Below are 19,675 nucleotides of genomic sequence, written 5' to 3'. Positions count from 1 at the left end.
TTGCGACATTTCCGCTGCATGGCGGTCCGCTATGCCAGCAGCGACGCCGCCAGAGCGGCCGGGTCGACCTGCGGGCCGACGATCGACCAGGGCCCTCCCCAATCCGCGGCGCCCAGTTCGGCGTACACCGCGCCGGTTCGGCGCTGCAACCCGTCGTCACGCTCGTAGGCGTCGCGGGCCCGGTCGGCTTCCTGCTCGGCCCTGCGTCGGGCCCGCTCGGCCGCCAGCTCCACCGAGGCGTCCAGCAGGATCTGCCGATCGGGCCGCGGCAGGCCGAATCGGCCGTACTCGAGTTCGCCGACCCAGGACACCACCTCCCCGGCCGCGTCCTGATGCAGGCGGGCGGCGCTGTAGGCGGCGTTGGAGGCGACGTAGCGATCCAGGATCACCACGTCGTGCTCGCGGGTCAGCACGGCGATCTGGTCCTTGGCCCCGGCCCGGTCGAGGGCGAACAGCATCGCCATCGCATAGACCGAGGAGGCCAGGTCGCCGTGCTGACCATGCAGCGCCTCGCTGGCCACGTCCGCGGTGACCGATTGGCCGTACCGCGGGAAGGCCAGCGTGGTGACCGACTTGCCGTCCGCCTCGAACGCGCGCTGCAGGCCGGCGGTCAGCGTGCGCTTGCCGGCCCCGTCCAGTCCCTCGATGACGATCAGCACGCGGGCAGCCTAGCCGTCAGTACCGGTAGTGCTCCGGCTTGTACGGACCCTCGACGTCGACGCCGATGTACTCGGCCTGGTCCTTGGTCAGCTTGGTGAGCGTGCCGCCCAGCGCCTCGACGTGGATGCGGGCCACCTTCTCGTCCAGGTGCTTGGCCAGCCGGTAGACCTCGTTGTCGTACTCGTCGTTCTTGGTCCACAGCTCGATCTGGGCGATCACCTGGTTGGAGAAGCTGTTGCTCATCACGAACGACGGGTGACCCGTCGCGTTGCCCAGGTTCAGCAGCCGACCCTCGGACAGCACGATGATCGACTTGCCGTCCTCGCCGAAGATCCACTCGTCGACCTGCGGCTTGATGTTGATCCGCCGGGCGCCCGAACGCTCGAGGGCGGCCATGTCGATCTCGTTGTCGAAGTGGCCGATGTTGCCCAGGATGGCCTTGTCCTTCATCGCCTTCATGTGGTCGAGGGTGATGATGTCCTTGTTGCCGGTCGAGGTGACGACGATGTCGGCGTCACCGATGGCCTGTTCGACAGTGACCACGTCAAAGCCGTCCATCAGCGCCTGCAGCGCGTTGATCGGATCGATCTCGGTGACCTGCACGCGGGCACCCTGGCCGGCCAGCGACTCCGCGCAGCCCTTGCCGACGTCGCCGTAACCGCAGATCAGCACCTTCTTGCCACCGATCAGCACGTCGGTGCCGCGGTTGATGCCGTCGATCAGCGAGTGCCGGGTGCCGTACTTGTTGTCGAACTTGCTCTTGGTGACCGAGTCGTTGACGTTGATGGCCGGGAACGCCAGCTCACCGGCGGCGGCGAACTGGTAGAGCCGCAGCACACCGGTGGTGGTCTCCTCGGTGACGCCCTTGACCGACTGGGCGATCGTGGTCCACTTGGTGTTGTCCTTCTCGAAGCTCGTGCGGCACAGCTCCAGGAAGACCTTCCACTCGGCCGAGTCGTCCTCTTCGGCGGGCGGAACCACGCCGGCCTTCTCGTACTGGGCACCGCGCAGCACCAGCATCGTGGCGTCGCCGCCGTCGTCGAGGATCATGTTGGCCGGCTCACCCTCCCAGGTCAGCATCTGCTCGGCCGCCCACCAGTACTCCTCCAGCGTCTCGCCCTTCCAGGCGAACACCGGGGTGCCGGTGGGCTCTTCCGGCGTGCCGTGCGGACCGACGACGACGGCTGCGGCGGCGTGGTCCTGGGTGGAGAAGATGTTGCACGACGCCCACCGGACCTGTGCGCCCAGCGCGACCAGCGTCTCGATCAGGACCGCGGTCTGCACGGTCATGTGCAGCGAGCCGGAGATGCGCGCACCTTTGAGCGGCTGGACGTCGTGGTACTCGCGACGCAGCGCCATCAATCCCGGCATCTCGTGCTCGGCCAGCCGGATCTCCTTGCGGCCGAACTCGGCCAGCGACAGGTCGGCGACCTTGAAGTCGATGCCGTTGCGGACATCGACGGTCAGTTCAGACATGTAGAGCCCCTATTCGTTCGTCATTGCCTTTTCTGCGCGCAGACGCGCGCCGGCGACACCCTCAGCCTGCGGGCTCGCGGGACAGGCGCTCAAGCGCTCTGACAGCTAAGGAATATCGATAACACCGTAGCGTTCGGCGAACGGCGTCATCAATCGGGCCAGGTCTTGGGCCACATCGTGGTCCGCTTCGGGCGGCATCGAGACGTAGCTCAGGGCCAGCCGCACGATTGCCCGGGCCAGGACCCCGGAGTCCTCTTCGCTGGCGTTGACCCAGCTGTTCACGAAGGCGTCCGTCAGCCGCTCCGACGCGCGGCTGATGATCGGCGCGCTGTCGGTCGTGATCATCTGCAGCAGGTCGGGTTTGGCAACGCCGGTGAGCAATGAGATGACCAGCGGGTCGGCGGCCGACTCGGTGAAGAACAGCCGGAAGCCTTCGGTGAAGGCCGCGTAGACGTCGCCGACGTTGGCGGCGATCGCGTCGCCGATGGCGTCCACCAGGCGGTCGGCCAGCCGCAGGGCATACCCTTGCGCCAGGCCCTGGCGCGAGCCGAATTCGTTGTAGATGGTCTGCCTGCTGATCCCTGCGGTACGCGCGACGTCGGTCAGCGTGATCGCCGACCAGTCCTTGGTCAGCAACTCCTCCCGCATCGCGTCGAGGACCGTTTCCCGCAACAGCGCGCGAGAGGCCTCGGGATAGGGAACCCGAGGCCTCTTCACATGCGCGACACTAGTGGTCACGGCCTCGCGACTTCCACCATCTCGAAGTCAGACTTCGCGGCTCCGCAGTCCGGGCAGCTCCAGTCCTCGGGAATGTCGTCCCAGCGGGTACCTGGCGCGATACCGTCCTCCGGCCAGCCCTTGGCCTCGTCGTACTCGAATCCGCACTGCACGCAGACAAAGAGTTTGTAGTCCGCGTCGGTCTGCTCTGCGCTCACTGCATCGCTCCAATCGCTTCGAAATCGACCTTCTCCCGCACTCCGCAATCGGGACAGCACCAGTCGTCGGGGACCTCACCCCAGGCTGTGCCGGGCGGAAAGCCCTCCCGGGCAGCCCCTTTCGCTTCGTCGTACACGTAGTCACACACGGGACACTTGTAGGCGCTCATGCGGTCACCCCGTACCGGGCCAGGATCTTGGCCCGCCGCCGCGGATCGATGTTCACCCGGGTGATGTCACCGTTGTAGTGCTCGAGCACCCGGTGGTCCATCATCCGCCGCCATACCCATGGGAAGTAGGTCACACCGATCAATGTGGCGTAGCCGCTGGGCAATTCGGGGGCCCCGTCCATGCTGCGCAGCGTCTGGTAGCGCCGGGTCGGATTGGCATGGTGGTCGCTGTGCCGCTGCAGGTGGTAGAGGAACAGGTTGGTCACCAGGTGATCGGAGTTCCAGCTGTGCTGCGGCGTGCACCGCTCGTAGCGGCCGTTCTCGTTCTTCTGACGCAGCAGGCCGTAGTGCTCGAGGTAGTTCACCGATTCGAGCATCGAGAACCCGAACACCGCCTGGATGATCAGGAACGGAATCACCGCCGGGCCGAACACCGCGATCAGCGCACCGAACAGCACCACCGACATCAGCCAGGCGTTCAGGACGTCGTTGCCCAGCCAGGTGCGCGGGTCCCACGGGCTCTTGCCGAGCCGGCGAATCCGGGCCGCCTCCAAGGCGAGCGCCGAGCGGGCACTACCGAACACGCTGCGCGGCAAGAACTCCCAGAAGGTCTCACCGAAACGCGACGACGCCGGATCCTCGGGGGTGGCCACCCGCACGTGGTGGCCGCGGTTGTGCTCGATGTAGAAGTGGCCGTAGAACGTCTGGGCCAGGGTGATCTTTGACAGCCACCGCTCCAGCGCGTCCTTCTTGTGGCCCAACTCGTGGGCGGTGTTGATCCCGGTGCCGCCGAGCACACCGACCGACAAGGCCAGACCCAGCTTGCTGAACCAACCCAGCGCGCCGTCGTAGCCCAGCCAGCTCAGGTTGGTGGCGGTGAACATGTAGGCGCCGAAGATCAGGCTGGCGAACTGGAACGGGATGAACGCGTACGTGCAGTACCGGTAGTACTTGTCGTTCTCCAGGTACTCCATCACCTCGTCGGGCGGGTTCTGCCCGTCGCGGCCGAACCTGAGGTCCAGCGACGGCAGCAGCACGTAGATCAGGAACGGGCCGATCCAGAAGAACGCCTGCGACGCCGTCGTCCAGCCGAGCTGGTTGAGACCCCAGACGATCGGCAGGACCACGAACAGCGCCGTCGGCGCGACCAGACCCATCAGCCACAGATAGCGCTTGCGGTCGCGCCATTGCATCGACGGCGCCTGCCCGGCGCCGGTGTCCAGCTGAGACGTCACGACTCATACCTCCATGTGAGTGCCATCACCGTTGATGAGTTGACTATAGAGGCAATTTTGTCGTGTGTCTAGACAAACAGAGTTGATTTGTAAATCAGGAGGCGGTGGCGGCCTCCCGCTGCCGTTGCGCCAGCACCGAGTGGCGGCGGCCGTAGACCAGGTAAATGACCAGGCCAACCGCCATCCAGATGCCGAATCGGATCCAGGTCACCGCGGTGAGATTGAGCATCAGCCAGGCGCAGGCGACGATCGAGATGATCGGCAACACCGGGACGAACGGAGCCCGGAACCCGCGTTCCAGGTCGGGCCGGGTGCGGCGCAGCACGATCACTCCCGCCGACACCAACGCGAACGCGAACAGCGTGCCGACATTGACCATCTCCTCGAGCTTGGCGATCGGGAAGACGGTCGCCGCGACAGCGATCAGGACCGCCACGAGCACGGTGATCCGCACCGGAGTGCCCCGCGACCCGGTGCGGGCCAGGCTGCGAGGCAGCAGGCCGTCGCGGGACATCGCGAACAACACCCGGGACTGGCCCAGGATCAGCACCATCACCACGGTGGTCAGCCCGGCCAGCGCACCGATCGAGATCAGCTTGGCCGCCCAGTCGACGCCGTTGAGCGCGAACGCGGTGGCGAGGTTGGCGTGGCCGTCCGCGGACTTGTCCCGCAATTCGGTGTAGCTGACCATGCCGGCCAGCACGATCGACACCGATACGTAGAGCACCGTGACGATGGCCAGCGACGCCAGAATCCCCCGCGCCACGTCGCGCTGCGGGTTCTTGGTCTCTTCGGCGGTGGTGGCCACCACGTCGAACCCGATGAACGCGAAGAACACGATCGACGCGCCGGCCAGCACCCCGTACCAGCCGTAGTGACTGTTGTCCGCCCCGGTGAGCAGCGAGAACACCGACTGATCGACCTCAGGCCCGCCACCGCCTTTCCCGGAATCCGACGGCGGGACAAAGGGCGAGTAGTTGGCCGCCTTGATGTAGAAGGCCCCGACGATGACCACGAGCGCGACCACCGCCACCTTGACCGCGGTGATCGCCGCGGAGAAGTTGGAGGACAACTTGGTGCCCAGCGCCAGCAGCGTCGCCACCACCGCGACGATCAGCAGCGCACCCCAGTCGAAGTTGAGCGGGCCGATCGCCATCACCCCGCCGGAGAAACCGAAGACGGTGCCCAGATAGCTCGACCAGCCCTTGGCCACTACAGCCGCGCCGATCGCGAACTCCAGGATCAGGTCCCACCCGATGATCCAGGCGGTGAACTCACCGAACGTCGCATAGGAGAAGGTGTACGCGCTGCCCGCGACCGGCAGCGTCGAGGCGAACTCCGCGTAACACAGGGCGGCCAGACCGCAGGTGACCGCGGCGATGATGAACGACACCGAGATCGCCGGACCGGTGATGTTGCCGAAGGTCGACGCGGTGACGGTGAAGATACCGGCGCCGACGACCACCGAGACGCCGAAAACCGTCAGATCCCACCACGTCAGATTCTTACGTAGCCGGGTCCCCGGCTCGTCGGTGTCGAGGATGGATTGTTCCACCGATTTGGTTCGCCAGTTTCGGCTCATGCGCATGTCCCTCCTCATACCCGGTTAGCCGGTGTTGCAGCAGGGTACGCGGTCGGCGTGGTACGCCCCGGGAGAACCGCGCATCGGAAACACGCAATTGTCGTCGGCGCCAGCATCGCGGGGCTGTGCGCCGCCCGGGTGTTGTCCGAGCACTTCGACCGGGTGACCGTCTACGACCGTGATGTGCTGCCCGCGACCCCCGAACACCGCAGCGCGGTGCCGCAGGACCGCCACGTGCACATCCTGATGGCCCGTGGCGCCGGCGAGTTCGAGGCCTTGTTCCCCGGCCTGCTCGACGACATGGTCGACGCCGGCGTGGCCAAACTCGAGAACCGCCCTGACTGCATCCACTTCGGCGCCGCCGGACACGTGCTGGGCACCGGGCACACCCTGCGTCATGAGTTCACCGCCTATGTGCCCAGCCGCAAACAGCTGGAATGGCAGATCCGCCGGCGCACCGCCGCGCTGGCCGGTGTCACCATCGAGCATCGCGACGTCAGTGCGCCGCGCTTCGACGGGGAGCGTCAGGCCGTCACCGGAGTGCTGCTCTCGACGCCCGGTGCGGACGAATTCGTGGCCGCCGACCTGGTCGTCGACGCGTCCGGGCGCGGCACCCGGCTACCCGCTTGGCTTGACGAATGGGGCTTCGCCCGCCCGGCCGAGAACACCGTAGACATCGGAATCGGCTATGCCACACAGCAATTGCGCATCCCAGAAGGCTTGATCACCGAGAAAGTGGTGGTCGCGGGAGTCTCGCGGACCCAGCCGGCGGGGCTGGGCATGCTGTTCTACGAGGACCGTACCTGGGGGTTGACCGCCTTCACCGTCGGCCACACCGCCGCCCCACAGACCTTCGCCGAGATCTGTGCCGTCGCCGATGAGGTCCTGCCCGCGCCGCTGGCCGCCGCGGTTCGCGCCGCCGAACCGTTGGGCGACATCGCATTCCACCGCTACCCGGTCAGTCGTTGGCGCCGCTACGACAAACTGACCCGCTTCCCAGCCGGCATCGTGCCGTTCGGTGACGCCGTGGTGAGCTTCAACCCGACCTACGGGCAGGGCATGACGATGACCGCACTGCAGGCCGGTCATCTGCGCGCAGCGTTGCGGTCGCCGACCGGCGATCTGGCCCACGAATTCGCCCGCGCCACGGCCAAAACCACCTACCCGGTGTGGACGATGAACGCGATCGGCGACCTCACCCTGCACGGCAGCGACGGACCGGGGCCGTGGTGGTACCGGCCGGTGGGAGCACTGTTCGACCAGTTCCTCGGCGCCGCGGAAACCGACCCGGTACTGGCGGAATGGTTTCTGCGCCGATTCAGCCTGCTCGACAGTCTCTACATGGTGCCGCCCGCAACCATCATCGGCCGCACGATCCGGCACAACATGTCGCTGTGGTGGGGCGGGCGGCGCGCTAACGCGCCAGCGCGCGATCCAGATCCGGTTCCAAATAGATGACCCGGGCGGCGGGCACCGCCGCACGCACGGCGGCCTCGGCGTTGTCGATCGTCGCGGCCACGGTGGCCAGGTCCGTGTCGGCCGCCAGCGCGATCTTGGCGCCCACCAGCATCTCCTCGGGACCGAGGTACTGGGTCCGCAGGTGAATCACCCGGTCCACGTTCGCGGTCTGCTCCAGCGCGGTGTGGATCGAGCGGCACTCCTCGACGGTGGCCCCCTCACCGATCAGCAGGCTGTGCATCTCCACCATCAGGATCACCGCGATGACCCCGAGCAGCCCGCCGATGAACATCGTGCCGACACCGTCCCACACCGGGTTGCCGGTCAGGATCGTCAAGCCCACTCCGGCGAGCGCGAACACCAGACCGACCAGCGCCCCGGTGTCTTCGAGCAACACCACCGGCAGCTCGGGGCTGCGGGACCGGCGGATGAACTGCCACCAGCTGCTGGTGCCCTTCAGCGGCCGCGACTCCACCATCGCGGTCCGAAAGCTATAGGACTCCAGTGCGATTGCCACCGCCAGAATCACCACCGCTACGATCGGCGACGTCAGCGGCTCGGGGTGGCTGATCTTGTGGTAGCCCTCGTACAAGGCGAAGATCGAGCCCAGGCTGAACAACACCAAGGCCACCACGAACGAATAGAAGTACCGGCTGCGGCCGTAGCCGAACTGGTGCAGGCTGTCGGCCTCCTTGCGGGCCTGGCGCTGGCCCAGCAGCAGCAGTCCCTGATTGGAGGTGTCGGCCACCGAGTGCACTGACTCGGCCAGCATCGACGAGCTGCCCGTGATGAGGAACCCGACGAATTTGGCGGCCGCGATACCCGCGTTGGCGGCCAGCGCCGCCAGAATCGCCTTGGTACTGCCCTCGGTCGACATCGGTTGCCCCTCCCGTTTCTAGAGGCCAACCGTAGCCCGAAACAGCTTGGCAGGCGTGCTCGCCTCCAGCCGGATCGGACCGTCATCGGCGGCCACCCAGGCGGCGGAGCCGCGCTCGAGCACGACCACGTCGGACTTGGCACGTACCACCACCGACCCCTCGGTGCAGACCAGGATCTGCGGGCCGTCATGGCGCGACGGGGCGTCGATCTCGTGACCCAGGTTGTCCCCGTCGAGCATGAGGACGCAGGCGGCGAACTCCACCGCGGGGGTGTCGTAGATCAGTTCGATGCCGTCGCGATGGGTGGGCGTGCGCAGGGTCGCCTCGTCGGCCGGGGTGAAATCCAGCACCCGCAACAGCTCGGGGACGTCGACGTGCTTGGGGGTGAGCCCACCGCGAAGGACGTTGTCGGAGTTGGCCATGATCTCCATGCCCACACCGTGGATGTAGCTGTGCAGATTGCCGGCCGGCATGTAGATGGCCTCGCCCGGGGCGAGCGAGATCCGGTTGAGCAGCAGGGCCGCCAGCACGCCCGCGTCGCCGGGATACCGCTCTCCCAGCTCCAGCAGCGTCTTGGCCTCGTCGGCGAACTCCGCCGCCCCGGACCGGACGTAGGACACCGCACCGTCGAGCACCGCCGGGATCAGCGTGTCCAGGTCCGGTTGTGGCGCCGTGATCCAGGTGGTGAACAGGGCGCGCAGCCCGTCGGCATCGGACTGTCCGCTGAGCAACGCGATGAACGGGTCGAGGTCCGACACCGACAGCGCCCGCATGAAGTCGACCGAACGGGCCGCGGGCCGGAAGCCGCCGAGCGCCTCGAAATCGCTGAGCGCCACCAGGAGTTCCGGCTTGTGGCTGCGGTCGCGGTAGTTGCGGATCGGCGAATTCAGCGGCACGCCGACCCGATCCTCCCGAACGTAACCCTCCACGGCTTGTTCGGCGCTGGGATGGGCCTGCAGGGACAGCGGCTCCTCGGCTGCGAGCACCTTGACCAGGAACGGCAGCACGTCACCGAAGCGGTGACGCACCGCGGACCCCAGCTGACCGTCGGGGTCGCAGCGCACCGCCTCGAGCAGTGACGTTTCGCCGTCGGCGGTCTGTAGCCAGGCCGGATCCCCGGGATGCGCACCGAACCACAGCTCGGCCTCCGGGTGTGGGGTCGGCGAAGGCCGTCCGGTGAATTCCGCTATGGCCGTCCGAGATCCCCACGCGTAGGTACGGGTCGCCCCTCGTAGCAATTCCACGCCGAAGCTATCCCCCCACCAATCTCAGGTAAACCGCGGCCATCTGCAGTCGGACGGCCAGCGTTGCCAACTGTTGTTCGGCACGTCCACTCGGTGCGGGCGCCGCCCCCGCCTCGCCGATGTCCTCGACCCCCACCAGATCGACGTCGTCGAATCCGCTGACCCGGGCGGCGACCAGCGGCCGGTCGGCCTCCAGGGTCAGTGCCAGCACCCGCGGCCCTCTGGCCAGCGGACCGTCCAGCTCCTCGTCGTGGAACAGCGCGTCCACCGGGTCACCGAATTGCGTTGCCACACCAGTGCGCAACGCGACGAGGACGTCGGAGAGCCCCGCGGCGGCGACTGCCTTGCCGGCCAGTCGGAGCAGCACCACCGCAGCGTGCCGGGCCAGAGTCAGGGTGGCCGCTCCGTCACCGGCGAGCACGACGTCGCGACCGGACATCCGCTCGGCCAGCGCCTTGGCCGGATTGGTGAACACCTCACGGCCGGCGCTGTTACGCAGTGCCTCGGCGTCGAGTTCGTCGGCCAGGGTCGCGAGATCGGTCTGCAACGCCGGATCGACGGCCTGCACTGCCGCCAACCCGGCCGCCAGGTAGCGGCTCAGCCCGAATTCGTCGGGCGCCCACAGCCGCGGTTCCAGCACCGCCGCGCGCCCAGCGGTGGCATCGCGCAGCGGTCCCTCGTAGGGTGCCGCCACGACAACCCGGGCGCCGCGGCGCACCGCGGTCGCCGCCGCGGTCACCAGTGCCGGGTCTCCGGCGTCGTCGCCGGCGACGATCAGCACGTCGAGCGGGCCGATCCAGGGCGGCGACTCCGATGCCACCACGATCGGCTCGCCGGCCACCCCGCTCAGCGTGGCGGCCAGCATCGCACCGGCACTCTCGGCGGCTCCCCGACCGGCCACCCAGATCACCGTCCGCGGCCGGTGGCCGCCGGCGATGGATGCCAACTCGCCTTCGTCGACCGCGGCCGCGGTGGCGCGCACCTGAGCGCCCGCCATCGCCGCGGCCCGTAACAACCCGTCTCGGTCGGCCTCCAGCAGACCTTCGGTGTCGTCGAGGTCGACGGTGACGTGCGCAGCACTCACGGCACCGGCTCGCTCTGCTCGGCGGCGATGTCGTCGGACACCCGCCGCACGATTTCGTCGATCTCGGCGGACGTGCGCGCTTCGACATTGAGACGCAGCAGCGGCTCGGTGTTGGACGTGCGCAGGTTGAACCACGCGCCGGCACCGAGGTCGACCGTCACGCCATCCAAGTGGTCCAGCGAAACAACCTGATTGCCAAAGGATTTCAGCACCGCGTCGACGCAGGCTGGTGCGTCGGTGACCCGGAAGTTGATCTCCCCGGAAGCTTCGTACCGTTGGTAGTTGGCCATCAGTTCCGAGAGCGGCCGATCCTGCTCGCCGAGTGCGGCCAGGACGTGCAACGCGGCCAGCATGCCGGAGTCGGCGCCCCAGAAGTCCCGGAAGTAGTAGTGCGCGGAGTGTTCTCCGCCGAAGATCGCCCCGGTGTCGGCCATCAGCGCCTTGATGTAAGAGTGCCCGACGCGTGAGCGCACCGGTGTGCCGCCGCGCTCGATGACCAGCTCGGGCACCGCGCGCGAGGTGATCAGGTTGTGGATCACCGTCGCGCCGATCTCCCGGCTGAGTTCGCGACCCGCCACCAGCGCGGTGACCGCCGACGGCGAGACCGGCTCGCCGCGCTCGTCGACCACGAAACAGCGGTCGGCGTCCCCGTCGAACGCCAGCCCGATATCGGCGCCGGTGTCCACCACGAACCGCCGCAGATCGACCAGGTTGGCCGGCTCCAGCGGGTTCGCCTCATGGTTGGGAAACGCCCCGTCGAGCTCGAAGTACAGCGGCAACACCGTCAGCGACGAGATCGGCCCCAGCACGGCGGGCGTGGTGTGCCCGGCCATGCCGTTACCCGCGTCGACCGCGACCCGCAGCGGGCGCAGCTCGGCCATGTCGACCAGCGAGCGAAGGAACTGGCCGTAGTCGGCCAACACGTCCTGGTCGCGGATCTGACCGGGCGCGCCGTCGTAGCCGGGCACCCCGGCGATCACCTCGTCGCGGATCACCGCGAGCCCGGTGTCCTCGCCGACCGGTTTGGCTCCGGCCCGGCACAGTTTGATGCCGTTGTAAGCGGCCGGGTTGTGGCTGGCGGTGAACATCGCTCCGGCACAGCCGAGGAAGCCGGACGCGAAGTACAGCTGGTCGGTGGAGGACAATCCGATCCGCACCACGTCCAGACCTTGTGCGGTCACCCCCTCGGCGAAGGCCGCAGCCAAGGTGGGCGAGCTTTCCCGCATGTCGTAGCCGATGACCACTTGTCGGCCGCCCTCGACCCGGATCAGGCGGGCGAACGCGCCGGCGACGTCGGCCACGAAGCCCTCGTCGACCTCCTGACCGACCAGGCCGCGCACGTCATAAGCCTTGATCACACGACGGACCGCATCGGCGGGCCTGGACATGGCGGATCTCCTGACCGAGAGGGACTCTTGGCCGCCAGCCTATCTGTTCCGCCGCCGCAGTAAGGGCCGCTATCTCGTCAGTCGGCCGGGTCCGGCAGTACCCGCAGGTGTCCACGGCGACGGCCGGCTGCGGTCGGCCGGTGTGCAGCCGCCGGCATCATCGGGGCACCGGTCGCGGGCGCGTGGGCGGCGCCGCTGGGATCGGAGAAGCCGGCAACCGGTGGGCGTGCCGACAGTCCGTCGCGGCCTTCTCGGACGGCGTCGGCGAGGGCGACCAGATCGTCCTCGTCGGGGTACTCGGGCAACGGGCCGGCGTGGCGAACCAGGTCCCATCCGAGCGGCGCGGTGATGCGGTTGGCATGACCGACGCACAGGTCCCAGGAATGCGGTTCGCGCGAGGTTGCCAGCGGGCCGACGACGGCGGTGGAATCGGAATAGACGAACGTCAGCGTCGCCACCGCATAATGGGGGCACCCGGGCCGGCAGCAGCGACGGGGAACATTCACGCCCGTGAGGCTATCGCGGTTCATTCACAGGTGAGCAGCGGACACGCGCAGCCGGCAGGCGGCCGATTCACAACCGTTACGATCACCCTCGTGCCCGATTCCCGCAGCTCCCGGCGAGGTGGCCGCTCCGGCGGCGGTCCGGGGTCGCGCCGGGGACGCGAGATGCGCGGTCCGTTGCTGCCACCGACTGTGCCGGGCTGGCGCAGCCGCGCGGAGCGGTTCGACATGGCGGTGCTGGAAGCCTACGAGCCGATCGAGCGGCGCTGGCAACAGCGGCTCACCGGTCTTGATGTCGCCGTCGACGAGATCCCGCGCATCGCGCCGAAGGATCCGGACAGTGTGCAGTGGCCGGCCGAAGTGGTCGCCGATGGGCCGATCGCACTGGCCAGGCTGATCCCGGCCGGGGTCGATGTTCGCGGTAACGCCACGCGGGCCCGAATAGTGCTGTTTCGCAAGCCGATCGAACGGCGAGCCAAAGACTCGATCGATCTGACCGATCTTCTGCACGAGATCTTGGTGGCGCAGGTGGCCACCTATCTCGGGGTCGAACCGTCCGTCATCGACCCGAGTATGGAAGAGGACTAAGGTCGCGCGCGGTCAGACGATGCCGCGCTTGAGGCGGCGACGCTCCCGCTCGGAGAGCCCGCCCCAGATTCCGAACCGCTCATCGTGGGCCAGGGCGTAGTCGAGGCACGCGTCGCGCACTTCGCAGCCCAGGCAGATGCGCTTGGCCTCGCGGGTGGAGCCACCCTTCTCGGGGAAGAATGCTTCGGGGTCGGTCTGCGCGCACAGCGCACGTTCCTGCCACTGGTCTTCGTCTTCGGCCGTATCCGGTGTCGCGTCGATGATCGGGTCCGGCACCAAACTCAGGTGAGCGCGTGCCATAACCCCCATCGTCTGCGAGCCGGGAACGGACTGCGGTAACCCCATCGCGCCGATTACGTGCTCAAAGGACATTTCCGCCTCCTCACCTGGTTTCGTAGATCTTTTGCATGTCGCCCACTATGAAGTGTGCCCAACTCAATTCGAACACCTGGTCGAATCACGGTCTGGGACACCGAAACCGGCAGGTCCGACCGGGAAATGACACTGATGTGATTAGACACGGCCGCGCCGGTGCGGTCAAGCGATTGAACCGAAATTAATACCATTTCCCTTGGACAATTCGGCGAGTCGATGCCTCGGCGTGTCTCGGGAGTGACGCGATCGTGACCGCGTGCACCACCGAAAGCCCCGACCGCCTAGTGTCGGTCGGTGTGAAGATCACCGCTCTGGTCGGCGGCGTCGGAGGGGCCCGCTTCCTGCTCGGCGTGCAACGACTGCTCGGGCTCGGCCAGTTCGCCGGCCAGATATCCGCAGCCACAGGCGATCTTGATCACGCGCTGACCGCCGTGGTCAACATCGGCGACGACGCGTGGATGCATGGCGTGCGGATCTGCCCGGACCTCGACACCTGCATGTACACCCTGGGTGGCGGTATCGATCCCGAGCGCGGCTGGGGCCATCGCAACGAGACGTGGAATGCCAAAGAGGAATTGGCTGCTTACGGTGTGCAGCCGGATTGGTTCGGCTTGGGCGACCGGGATTTGGCCACGCATTTGGTGAGAAGTCAAATGCTGCGGGCCGGGTATCCGCTGTCGCAGGTGACCGAGGCGCTGTGCGATCGCTGGAAGCCGGGCGCCACGCTGCTGCCCGCCAGCGACGACCGGTGCGAAACCCACGTGGTGATCGACGATCCCGAGACCGGTGACCGCAAAGCCATCCATTTCCAGGAGTGGTGGGTGCGCTACCGGGCCCAGGTCCCCACGCACAGCTTTGCGTTCGTGGGATCTGAAAGCGCCACTGCCGGGCCCGGTGTCGTCGACGCGATCACCGACGCCGACGTCGTCCTGCTGGCCCCGTCGAACCCGGTGGTGAGCGTCGGCGCGATTCTGGCCATCCCCGGAGTCCGCGCCGCCCTGCGGTCCACCCCCGCCCCCGTCATCGGCTACTCCCCCATCATCGGCGGAAAGCCATTGCGGGGCATGGCCGACGAATGCCTCTCGGTGATCGGCGTCGAGACGTCGTCGCAAGCGGTGGCCCGCCATTACGGCGCGCGATCGGCGACCGGAATCCTGGACTACTGGTTGATCTCCGAAGCAGACCACGCCGAAATACCCGGAGTGACGGTGAAATCGATACCCCTGCTGATGTCCGACCCGTCGGCCACCGCCGAGATGGTCCGGGCCGGCCTCGAATTGGCCGGTGTGGCACGGTGACGCTCGGCTCGAGCCCGACGCCTCCGCCCGGAGGCGACCACGGCAGCGCCGCACCCGTCGAGATCCTGCCCGTCACCGGCCTGCCCGAGTTCCGGCCGGGCGACGACCTGGCCGCGGCGTTGAGCACCGCCGCGCCCTGGCTCCGCGACGGTGACGTCGTCGTCGTCACCAGCAAGGTGATGTCCAAGTGTGAGGGCCGTATCGTCGACGCGCCAGCCGACCCTGAGGAACGAGACACCCTGCGCCGCAGTCTGATCGACGCCGAGGCGGTACGCGTCCTGGCCCGCAAGGGTCGGACGCTGATCACCGAGAACCGCAACGGCATCGTCCAGGCAGCCGCCGGTGTCGATGGCTCCAATGTCGGATCGACCGAATTGGCCCTGCTGCCTGTCGATCCCGACCGCAGCGCGGCCGCTCTGCGGACGGCGCTGCGCGAGCGGTTGGGTGTGACTGTCGCGGTGCTCGTCACCGACACGATGGGACGGGCCTGGCGCAACGGTCAGACCGATGCCGCGATCGGCTCGTCCGGGCTGCCGGTGCTCTACGGCTACGCCGGCGCCGTCGACCAGCACGGCAACGAGCTGGTGGTCACCGAGGTGGCGGTGGCCGACGAAATCGCCGCCGCCGCCGACCTTGTCAAAGGAAAACTCACCGCGGTCCCGGTCGCGGTGGTGCGCGGCCTGCACCTCGACGACGACGGCTCCAGCGCGGCCCGCCTGTTGCGCAGCGGAGAGGACGACCTGTTCTGGCTGGGCACTGCCGAATCGATCGAACTCGGCCGCCGCCAGGCCCAGTTGCTGCGCCGGTCGGTGCGCCAGTTCGCCGCCGACCCGGTCGACGGGGCTCTCATCGAGGCCGCGGTGGCCGAGGCGCTCACCGCGCCCGCCCCGCACCACACCCGGCCGGTGCGGTTCGTCTGGCTGGCCGACCGCGAACGTCGCACCGCTCTGCTGGATGCGATGAAAGACGCCTGGCGCGCCGATCTCACCGCCGACGGCAGGCCGGCCGACGCCGTCGAGCGGCGCGTGCGCCGGGGGCAGATCCTGTACGACGCACCAGAGGTCGTGATTCCGTTCCTGGTTCCCGAAGGGGCGCACAGCTATCCGGACCAGGCCCGAACGGTGGCCGAGCACACCATGTTCACCGTCGCGGTAGGCGCGGCGGTGCAGGCTCTGCTGGTCGGGCTGGCCGTCCGCGGCGTGGGCAGCTGCTGGATCGGCTCGACCATCTTCGCCGCCGGACTCGTCCGCGACATTCTCGACCTGCCGCCTGACTGGGAGCCGCTGGGCGCCATCGCGATCGGCTACCCGCTCGACCCACCCGAGCCCCGCGATCCGGCGCCGGTCGGCGATCTGCTGGTGCGCCGATGACCGTGCGGGACTCGGCGATCGCCCTGCTGAGCAACTGGGACGCGCCCGACTCCGGCCAGGATTCGCTACGCGAGGCCGTCCTGGCGTTCCTCTACGCGCGCGACGACGCCTGCCGGCGCGCCTGCGTCCCCGGCCATATCACCGCCTCCGCCCTGGTGGTGTCCGACTCCGGCGACGACGTTCTGCTGACCCTGCATCCGCGGCTCGGGCGGTGGGTGCAGCTCGGTGGGCACTGCGAGGACTCCGATACCGACATCATGGCCGCCGCCCTGCGCGAGGCCACCGAGGAATCGGGCATCGCGGGCCTGCGCCTCGACGCCGCACTGGGCGCCATTCACGTGCATGCGCTGACCTGCTCGCTGGGGGTGCCGACCCGTCACCTGGATCTGCAGTTCATCGCCAGGGCACCGGCCGACGCTGTGATCGCGATCAGTGACGAATCCCTGGATCTGCGGTGGTGGCCGGTCGATGCGCTGCCCGCCGGGATCGACGCAGCGGTGGCGCACCTGGTCGCCGTCGGCCGCTCGCGAAACTAGATGTCCGACGAGTAGCGGATTCCGCAGTCCGGGATCACGACTCCGGGCCACACGCGCGCCCCGCGCAGCAGTTCGCAACGTGCCCCGATGTTGGCGCCGTCGCCGATGATGCCGTCACGGATCAACGCCCGCGGTCCGATCCGGGCGCCGGCGCCGACGATCGAACGTTCCACCACCGAGCCCGCCTCGATATGCGCGCCGTCGAAGACGACCGCGCCGTCCAGGCGGACTCCCGGCCCGATCTCCGCGCCGCGGCCGACCACGGTCCCGCCGACCAGGACCGCTCCCGGCGACACCGACGCCCCGTCGTGCACCAGGCTCTCCCCGCGGCGCCCGCCCAGCGCCGGCGAGGGCGCCAGTCCGCGCACCAGGTCGGCCGAGCCGCGGACGAAGTCTTCCGGTGTACCCATGTCTCGCCAGTAACTGGAGTCGACATAGCCGCACACCTTGACGCCGTCGGACAGCAGCGCAGGGAAGATCTCGCGCTCCACCGACACCTCCCGCCCGCGCGGGATCCGGTCGAGGATTTCGCGCTTGAAGATGTAGGTGCCGGCGTTGATCTGGTCGGACGGCGGATCCTCGGTCTTCTCCAGGAAGGCCTGCACCACGCCGTCGGCGTCGGTGGGCACACATCCGAACGCCCGCGGGTCGCTGACCCGCACCAGGTGCAGGGTCAGATCGGCCTGCGACGCGTAGTGGCTCGACAGCATCTGCCGCAGGTCCATCCCGGAGAGCACGTCCCCGTTGAACACCATCACGGTGTCGTTGCGCAGTTTCGGGACGACGTTGGCGATGCCGCCGCCCGTGCCCAGCGGGTGTTCCTCGGTGACGTATTCGATCTGCAGTCCGAGCTTGGAGCCGTCGCCGAACTCGGATTCGAAGGTCGCCGCCTTGTACGAGGTGCCCAGGATGACGTGCTCGATCCCGGCCTCGGCGATCCGGGACAACAGGTGGGTCAGAAACGGCAGGCCGGCGGTGGGCAGCATCGGCTTGGCGGCCGACAGGGTCAGCGGCCGGAGCCGGGTGCCCTTCCCACCGACGAGCACCACCGCGTCGACTTTCGACGGATCAACGTCACTCACCAAGGCCCCCTACCTTTGCGCCAGCTCACGGCGGGACTTGCGTACCGCCGCGCGCGACCGAACCTTCAGCGCGCCCTTCATCGTCCACCGCAGCGGCGCGCGCCACCAGCCGAAATGGCGGTCGGCCAGATAAATGTAAGTGCTCTGGTGATGAGCCCGGAGATTGGTGGCCGGGTCACGGCCCGTCGAGTGGCCTTTGTCGTGCAGGATTTCCGCCGACGGCACGTACACGTTGAGCCAGCCGGCCCGGCCCAGCCGGTCGCCGAGGTCGACGTCTTCCATATACATGAAGTAGCGCTCGTCGAAGCCGCCCACCTGGTCGAACGCCGCGCGTCGGATCAGCAGACAGGAGCCCGACAGCCACCCCACCGGCCGTTCGGTGGGCTCGAGGTATTCCTGCCGGTAGGCCCGGGTCCACGGGTTGGTTTTCCAGACGAACCCGACGACGGCGTGCATCCCGCCGCGCACCAGGCTGGGCAGGTGCCGGGCCGACGGGTAGACGGCTCCGTCGGGATCGCGGACCAGGGGTCCCAGTGTCGCGGCGCGCGGCCAGCGCTCGGCAGCCTCGAGGAGCTCGTCGATGCTGTTGGGGCCCCAGACCACGTCGGGGTTGGCCACGATCACGAACTCGTCGTCGGCCGGGGCGCTGGCCACCCCGCGGTTGGCGGCGCTGCCGTAGCCGAGGTTGGCACCGGTGCGCAGCAGCGTGGTCCCGGGGTAGCGCTCGACCGCTTCTTCCGGGGCGCCGTCGGTGGACCCGTTGTCGGCCAGCACGACCGTCACCGGGCGGTCGGTGGCCACGGTCAGCGACGACAGGAAGCGATCGAGATGGGAGCCCGGCGAGTACGTCACCGTGACCACGGTCAGGGGGCGGCTCGACGTCACGGCGTAGAGGGTAACTGTCCGTCGTCGACGGGTTGAGCAAGCGCCTCGGCCAGCGCCGCGCGCCACGGCCGGGGCGGGCTGACCCCGGCGCGCACCGACATCGCCATCGACAGGGCCGAATAGGCCGGGCGCGGTGCCCGACGGGCGGACTGTGCGGAGCTGACCGGCCGGACCCGGTCCGGGTCGGCACCCAGCTCTTCGAACACGGCCCTGGCCTGCTCGTACCGGGTGCACGCACCTTCGTCGGCGACGTGCAGGACCGGCTCGCGCATGCTGCCGAGACCGATCTGGAGAAGCGCGTCCACCAGGTCTTTGACGTAGGTGGGCGACCCGATCTGGTCGTCGACCGCGTCCACGGTCGCCTCGGTGGCGGCCAGCCGGCGCAGGCCCGCGACCACGTCGGTGCCGGCGCCACCGGTGTACACCCAGGAGGTGCGCACGACGTGCGCGTCGGGCATGGCGGCCAGGACGGCCAGTTCGCCGGCCAGCTTGGTGCGTCCGTAGACGTTGCACGGCGCGGTCTCGTCGCCGACCTCATAGGGGTGCCGCTGCTCGCCGGAGAACACGTAGTCGGTGGAGATGTGCACCAGCTGCGCGCCGACTCGGGCGCAGGCGTGCGCGATGTTCTCGGCTCCGCCGGTGTTCACGGCATAGGCGGTGTCGGGGTCGGCCTCCGCGGCGTCGACGTCGGTGATCGCCGCACAGTTGACGACCAGGTCACCTTCGGTGATGAATCGCTGCGCGGCGGCCGGGTCGGCGATGTCCCACTGCCGGTGGGTCAGCGCGCTGACCTCGTGGCCTCGGCGGGCCGCCTCACCTGCGAGAAACCGCCCGACCTGGCCACCGGCGCCGGTGATCACGATGCGCGCTGCCACACAGACGAGTCTGGCACGCCGGTTTCGGCTACCCGGCTTGCGCCCATCTCCCC

Annotated in this window: 21 protein-coding genes; 5 read left to right on the top strand and 16 right to left on the bottom strand. The window is 68.4% G+C overall.

The window, feature by feature from the left end:
• Nucleotides 1-29: 29 nt before the first annotated feature.
• The 7 genes from MSZK_RS29250 to MSZK_RS29220 all read right to left on the bottom strand — a co-directional run bounded on the left by MSZK_RS29250 (nucleotide 30) and on the right by MSZK_RS29220 (nucleotide 6,058).
• Nucleotides 30-659 carry a dTMP kinase gene (locus tag MSZK_RS29250; RefSeq protein WP_099252017.1) on the bottom strand — a complete coding sequence of 210 codons (630 nt, stop codon included), beginning with the start codon at nucleotides 657-659 and terminating at the stop codon, nucleotides 30-32.
• A 16-nt stretch (nucleotides 660-675) separates the two neighbouring features.
• The gene (ahcY, locus tag MSZK_RS29245; RefSeq protein WP_099252016.1) at nucleotides 676-2,136 is read right to left on the bottom strand and encodes an adenosylhomocysteinase; all 1,461 of its coding nucleotides are present in this window, start codon (nucleotides 2,134-2,136) and stop codon (nucleotides 676-678) included.
• A gap of 105 nt (nucleotides 2,137-2,241) precedes the next feature.
• Nucleotides 2,242-2,784: a TetR family transcriptional regulator gene (locus MSZK_RS29240; protein ID WP_233211584.1), complete on the bottom strand. Its 543-nt coding sequence runs from the start codon at nucleotides 2,782-2,784 to the stop codon at nucleotides 2,242-2,244.
• Nucleotides 2,785-2,870: 86 nt separating this feature from the next.
• Nucleotides 2,871-3,071, bottom strand: a complete 201-nt coding sequence (locus MSZK_RS29235; protein WP_099252015.1) for a rubredoxin — start codon at nucleotides 3,069-3,071, stop codon at nucleotides 2,871-2,873.
• Nucleotides 3,068-3,241: a rubredoxin gene (locus MSZK_RS29230; protein ID WP_099252014.1), complete on the bottom strand. Its 174-nt coding sequence runs from the start codon at nucleotides 3,239-3,241 to the stop codon at nucleotides 3,068-3,070. The genes MSZK_RS29235 and MSZK_RS29230 overlap by 4 nt, the downstream gene beginning before the upstream one ends.
• The gene (locus MSZK_RS29225; RefSeq protein WP_371411417.1) at nucleotides 3,238-4,434 is read right to left on the bottom strand and encodes an alkane 1-monooxygenase; all 1,197 of its coding nucleotides are present in this window, start codon (nucleotides 4,432-4,434) and stop codon (nucleotides 3,238-3,240) included. The genes MSZK_RS29230 and MSZK_RS29225 overlap by 4 nt, the downstream gene beginning before the upstream one ends.
• A gap of 136 nt (nucleotides 4,435-4,570) precedes the next feature.
• Complete coding sequence (locus MSZK_RS29220) at nucleotides 4,571-6,058, bottom strand: amino acid permease (RefSeq protein ID WP_099252069.1); 1,488 nt, start codon at nucleotides 6,056-6,058, stop codon at nucleotides 4,571-4,573.
• 57 nt (nucleotides 6,059-6,115) lie between these two features.
• On the opposite strand from MSZK_RS29220, the gene MSZK_RS29215 reads away from it, so the two are divergent.
• Entirely contained in the window at nucleotides 6,116-7,516 is a 1,401-nt protein-coding gene (locus MSZK_RS29215; RefSeq protein ID WP_099252012.1) for an NAD(P)/FAD-dependent oxidoreductase, read from the top strand.
• On the opposite strand, the gene MSZK_RS29210 is transcribed toward MSZK_RS29215, so the two are convergent.
• The 5 genes from MSZK_RS29210 to MSZK_RS29190 all read right to left on the bottom strand — a co-directional run bounded on the left by MSZK_RS29210 (nucleotide 7,473) and on the right by MSZK_RS29190 (nucleotide 12,616).
• Nucleotides 7,473-8,393 carry a cation diffusion facilitator family transporter gene (locus MSZK_RS29210; RefSeq protein ID WP_099252011.1) on the bottom strand — a complete coding sequence of 307 codons (921 nt, stop codon included), beginning with the start codon at nucleotides 8,391-8,393 and terminating at the stop codon, nucleotides 7,473-7,475. The genes MSZK_RS29215 and MSZK_RS29210 overlap by 44 nt on opposite strands.
• Nucleotides 8,394-8,411: 18 nt before the next feature.
• A complete protein-coding gene (manA, locus tag MSZK_RS29205) occupies nucleotides 8,412-9,638 on the bottom strand; it encodes a mannose-6-phosphate isomerase, class I (RefSeq protein ID WP_099252010.1) in 1,227 nt (408 codons plus the stop codon).
• 7 nt (nucleotides 9,639-9,645) lie between these two features.
• Nucleotides 9,646-10,722, bottom strand: a complete 1,077-nt coding sequence (locus MSZK_RS29200; protein WP_099252009.1) for a TobH protein — start codon at nucleotides 10,720-10,722, stop codon at nucleotides 9,646-9,648.
• A complete protein-coding gene (locus tag MSZK_RS29195; RefSeq protein ID WP_099252008.1) occupies nucleotides 10,719-12,110 on the bottom strand; it encodes a phosphomannomutase/phosphoglucomutase in 1,392 nt (463 codons plus the stop codon). The genes MSZK_RS29200 and MSZK_RS29195 overlap by 4 nt, the downstream gene beginning before the upstream one ends.
• 77 nt (nucleotides 12,111-12,187) lie before the next feature.
• Entirely contained in the window at nucleotides 12,188-12,616 is a 429-nt protein-coding gene (locus tag MSZK_RS29190; RefSeq protein WP_199203533.1) for a DUF3499 domain-containing protein, read from the bottom strand.
• 162 nt (nucleotides 12,617-12,778) lie between these two features.
• Here MSZK_RS29190 and MSZK_RS29185 point away from each other — a divergent pair, with 162 nt between their 5' ends.
• Complete coding sequence (locus MSZK_RS29185) at nucleotides 12,779-13,201, top strand: metallopeptidase family protein (RefSeq protein WP_199203539.1); 423 nt, start codon at nucleotides 12,779-12,781, stop codon at nucleotides 13,199-13,201.
• A 12-nt stretch (nucleotides 13,202-13,213) separates the two neighbouring features.
• Here MSZK_RS29185 and MSZK_RS29180 read toward each other — a convergent pair whose 3' ends face one another.
• On the bottom strand, nucleotides 13,214-13,573 hold the full coding sequence (locus MSZK_RS29180) for a WhiB family transcriptional regulator (protein ID WP_099252005.1): 360 nt from the start codon (nucleotides 13,571-13,573) through the stop codon (nucleotides 13,214-13,216).
• A gap of 299 nt (nucleotides 13,574-13,872) precedes the next feature.
• Between MSZK_RS29180 and cofD the strand changes: the two genes are divergently transcribed.
• The 3 genes from cofD to MSZK_RS29165 are packed head-to-tail and all read left to right on the top strand — an operon-like array spanning nucleotide 13,873 to nucleotide 16,780.
• The gene (gene cofD / locus MSZK_RS29175) at nucleotides 13,873-14,874 is read left to right on the top strand and encodes a 2-phospho-L-lactate transferase (protein WP_099252068.1); all 1,002 of its coding nucleotides are present in this window, start codon (nucleotides 13,873-13,875) and stop codon (nucleotides 14,872-14,874) included.
• Complete coding sequence (locus MSZK_RS29170) at nucleotides 14,871-16,244, top strand: coenzyme F420-0:L-glutamate ligase (RefSeq protein WP_099252004.1); 1,374 nt, start codon at nucleotides 14,871-14,873, stop codon at nucleotides 16,242-16,244. The genes cofD and MSZK_RS29170 overlap by 4 nt, the downstream gene beginning before the upstream one ends.
• Nucleotides 16,241-16,780: an NUDIX hydrolase gene (locus tag MSZK_RS29165; RefSeq protein ID WP_099252003.1), complete on the top strand. Its 540-nt coding sequence runs from the start codon at nucleotides 16,241-16,243 to the stop codon at nucleotides 16,778-16,780. Before MSZK_RS29170 ends, MSZK_RS29165 begins: the two co-directional genes overlap by 4 nt.
• On the opposite strand, the gene MSZK_RS29160 is transcribed toward MSZK_RS29165, so the two are convergent.
• From MSZK_RS29160 to rfbD, 3 genes are read right to left on the bottom strand one after another with little or no spacing between them, the layout of a single operon-like run.
• On the bottom strand, nucleotides 16,777-17,862 hold the full coding sequence (locus MSZK_RS29160; protein WP_099252002.1) for a sugar phosphate nucleotidyltransferase: 1,086 nt from the start codon (nucleotides 17,860-17,862) through the stop codon (nucleotides 16,777-16,779). The two genes, MSZK_RS29165 and MSZK_RS29160, sit on opposite strands and share 4 nt — an antisense overlap.
• A 9-nt stretch (nucleotides 17,863-17,871) precedes the next feature.
• Nucleotides 17,872-18,747: a glycosyltransferase family 2 protein gene (locus MSZK_RS29155; RefSeq protein ID WP_233211577.1), complete on the bottom strand. Its 876-nt coding sequence runs from the start codon at nucleotides 18,745-18,747 to the stop codon at nucleotides 17,872-17,874.
• Complete coding sequence (gene rfbD, locus MSZK_RS29150) at nucleotides 18,744-19,622, bottom strand: dTDP-4-dehydrorhamnose reductase (protein WP_199203532.1); 879 nt, start codon at nucleotides 19,620-19,622, stop codon at nucleotides 18,744-18,746. The genes MSZK_RS29155 and rfbD overlap by 4 nt, the downstream gene beginning before the upstream one ends.
• Between the last annotated feature and the right edge of the window lie 53 nt (nucleotides 19,623-19,675).

This window comes from Mycobacterium sp. shizuoka-1, assembly GCF_002723835.1.
Taxonomy (GTDB): domain Bacteria; phylum Actinomycetota; class Actinomycetes; order Mycobacteriales; family Mycobacteriaceae; genus Mycobacterium.
This window is presented reverse-complemented; position numbering and strand designations above follow the sequence as displayed.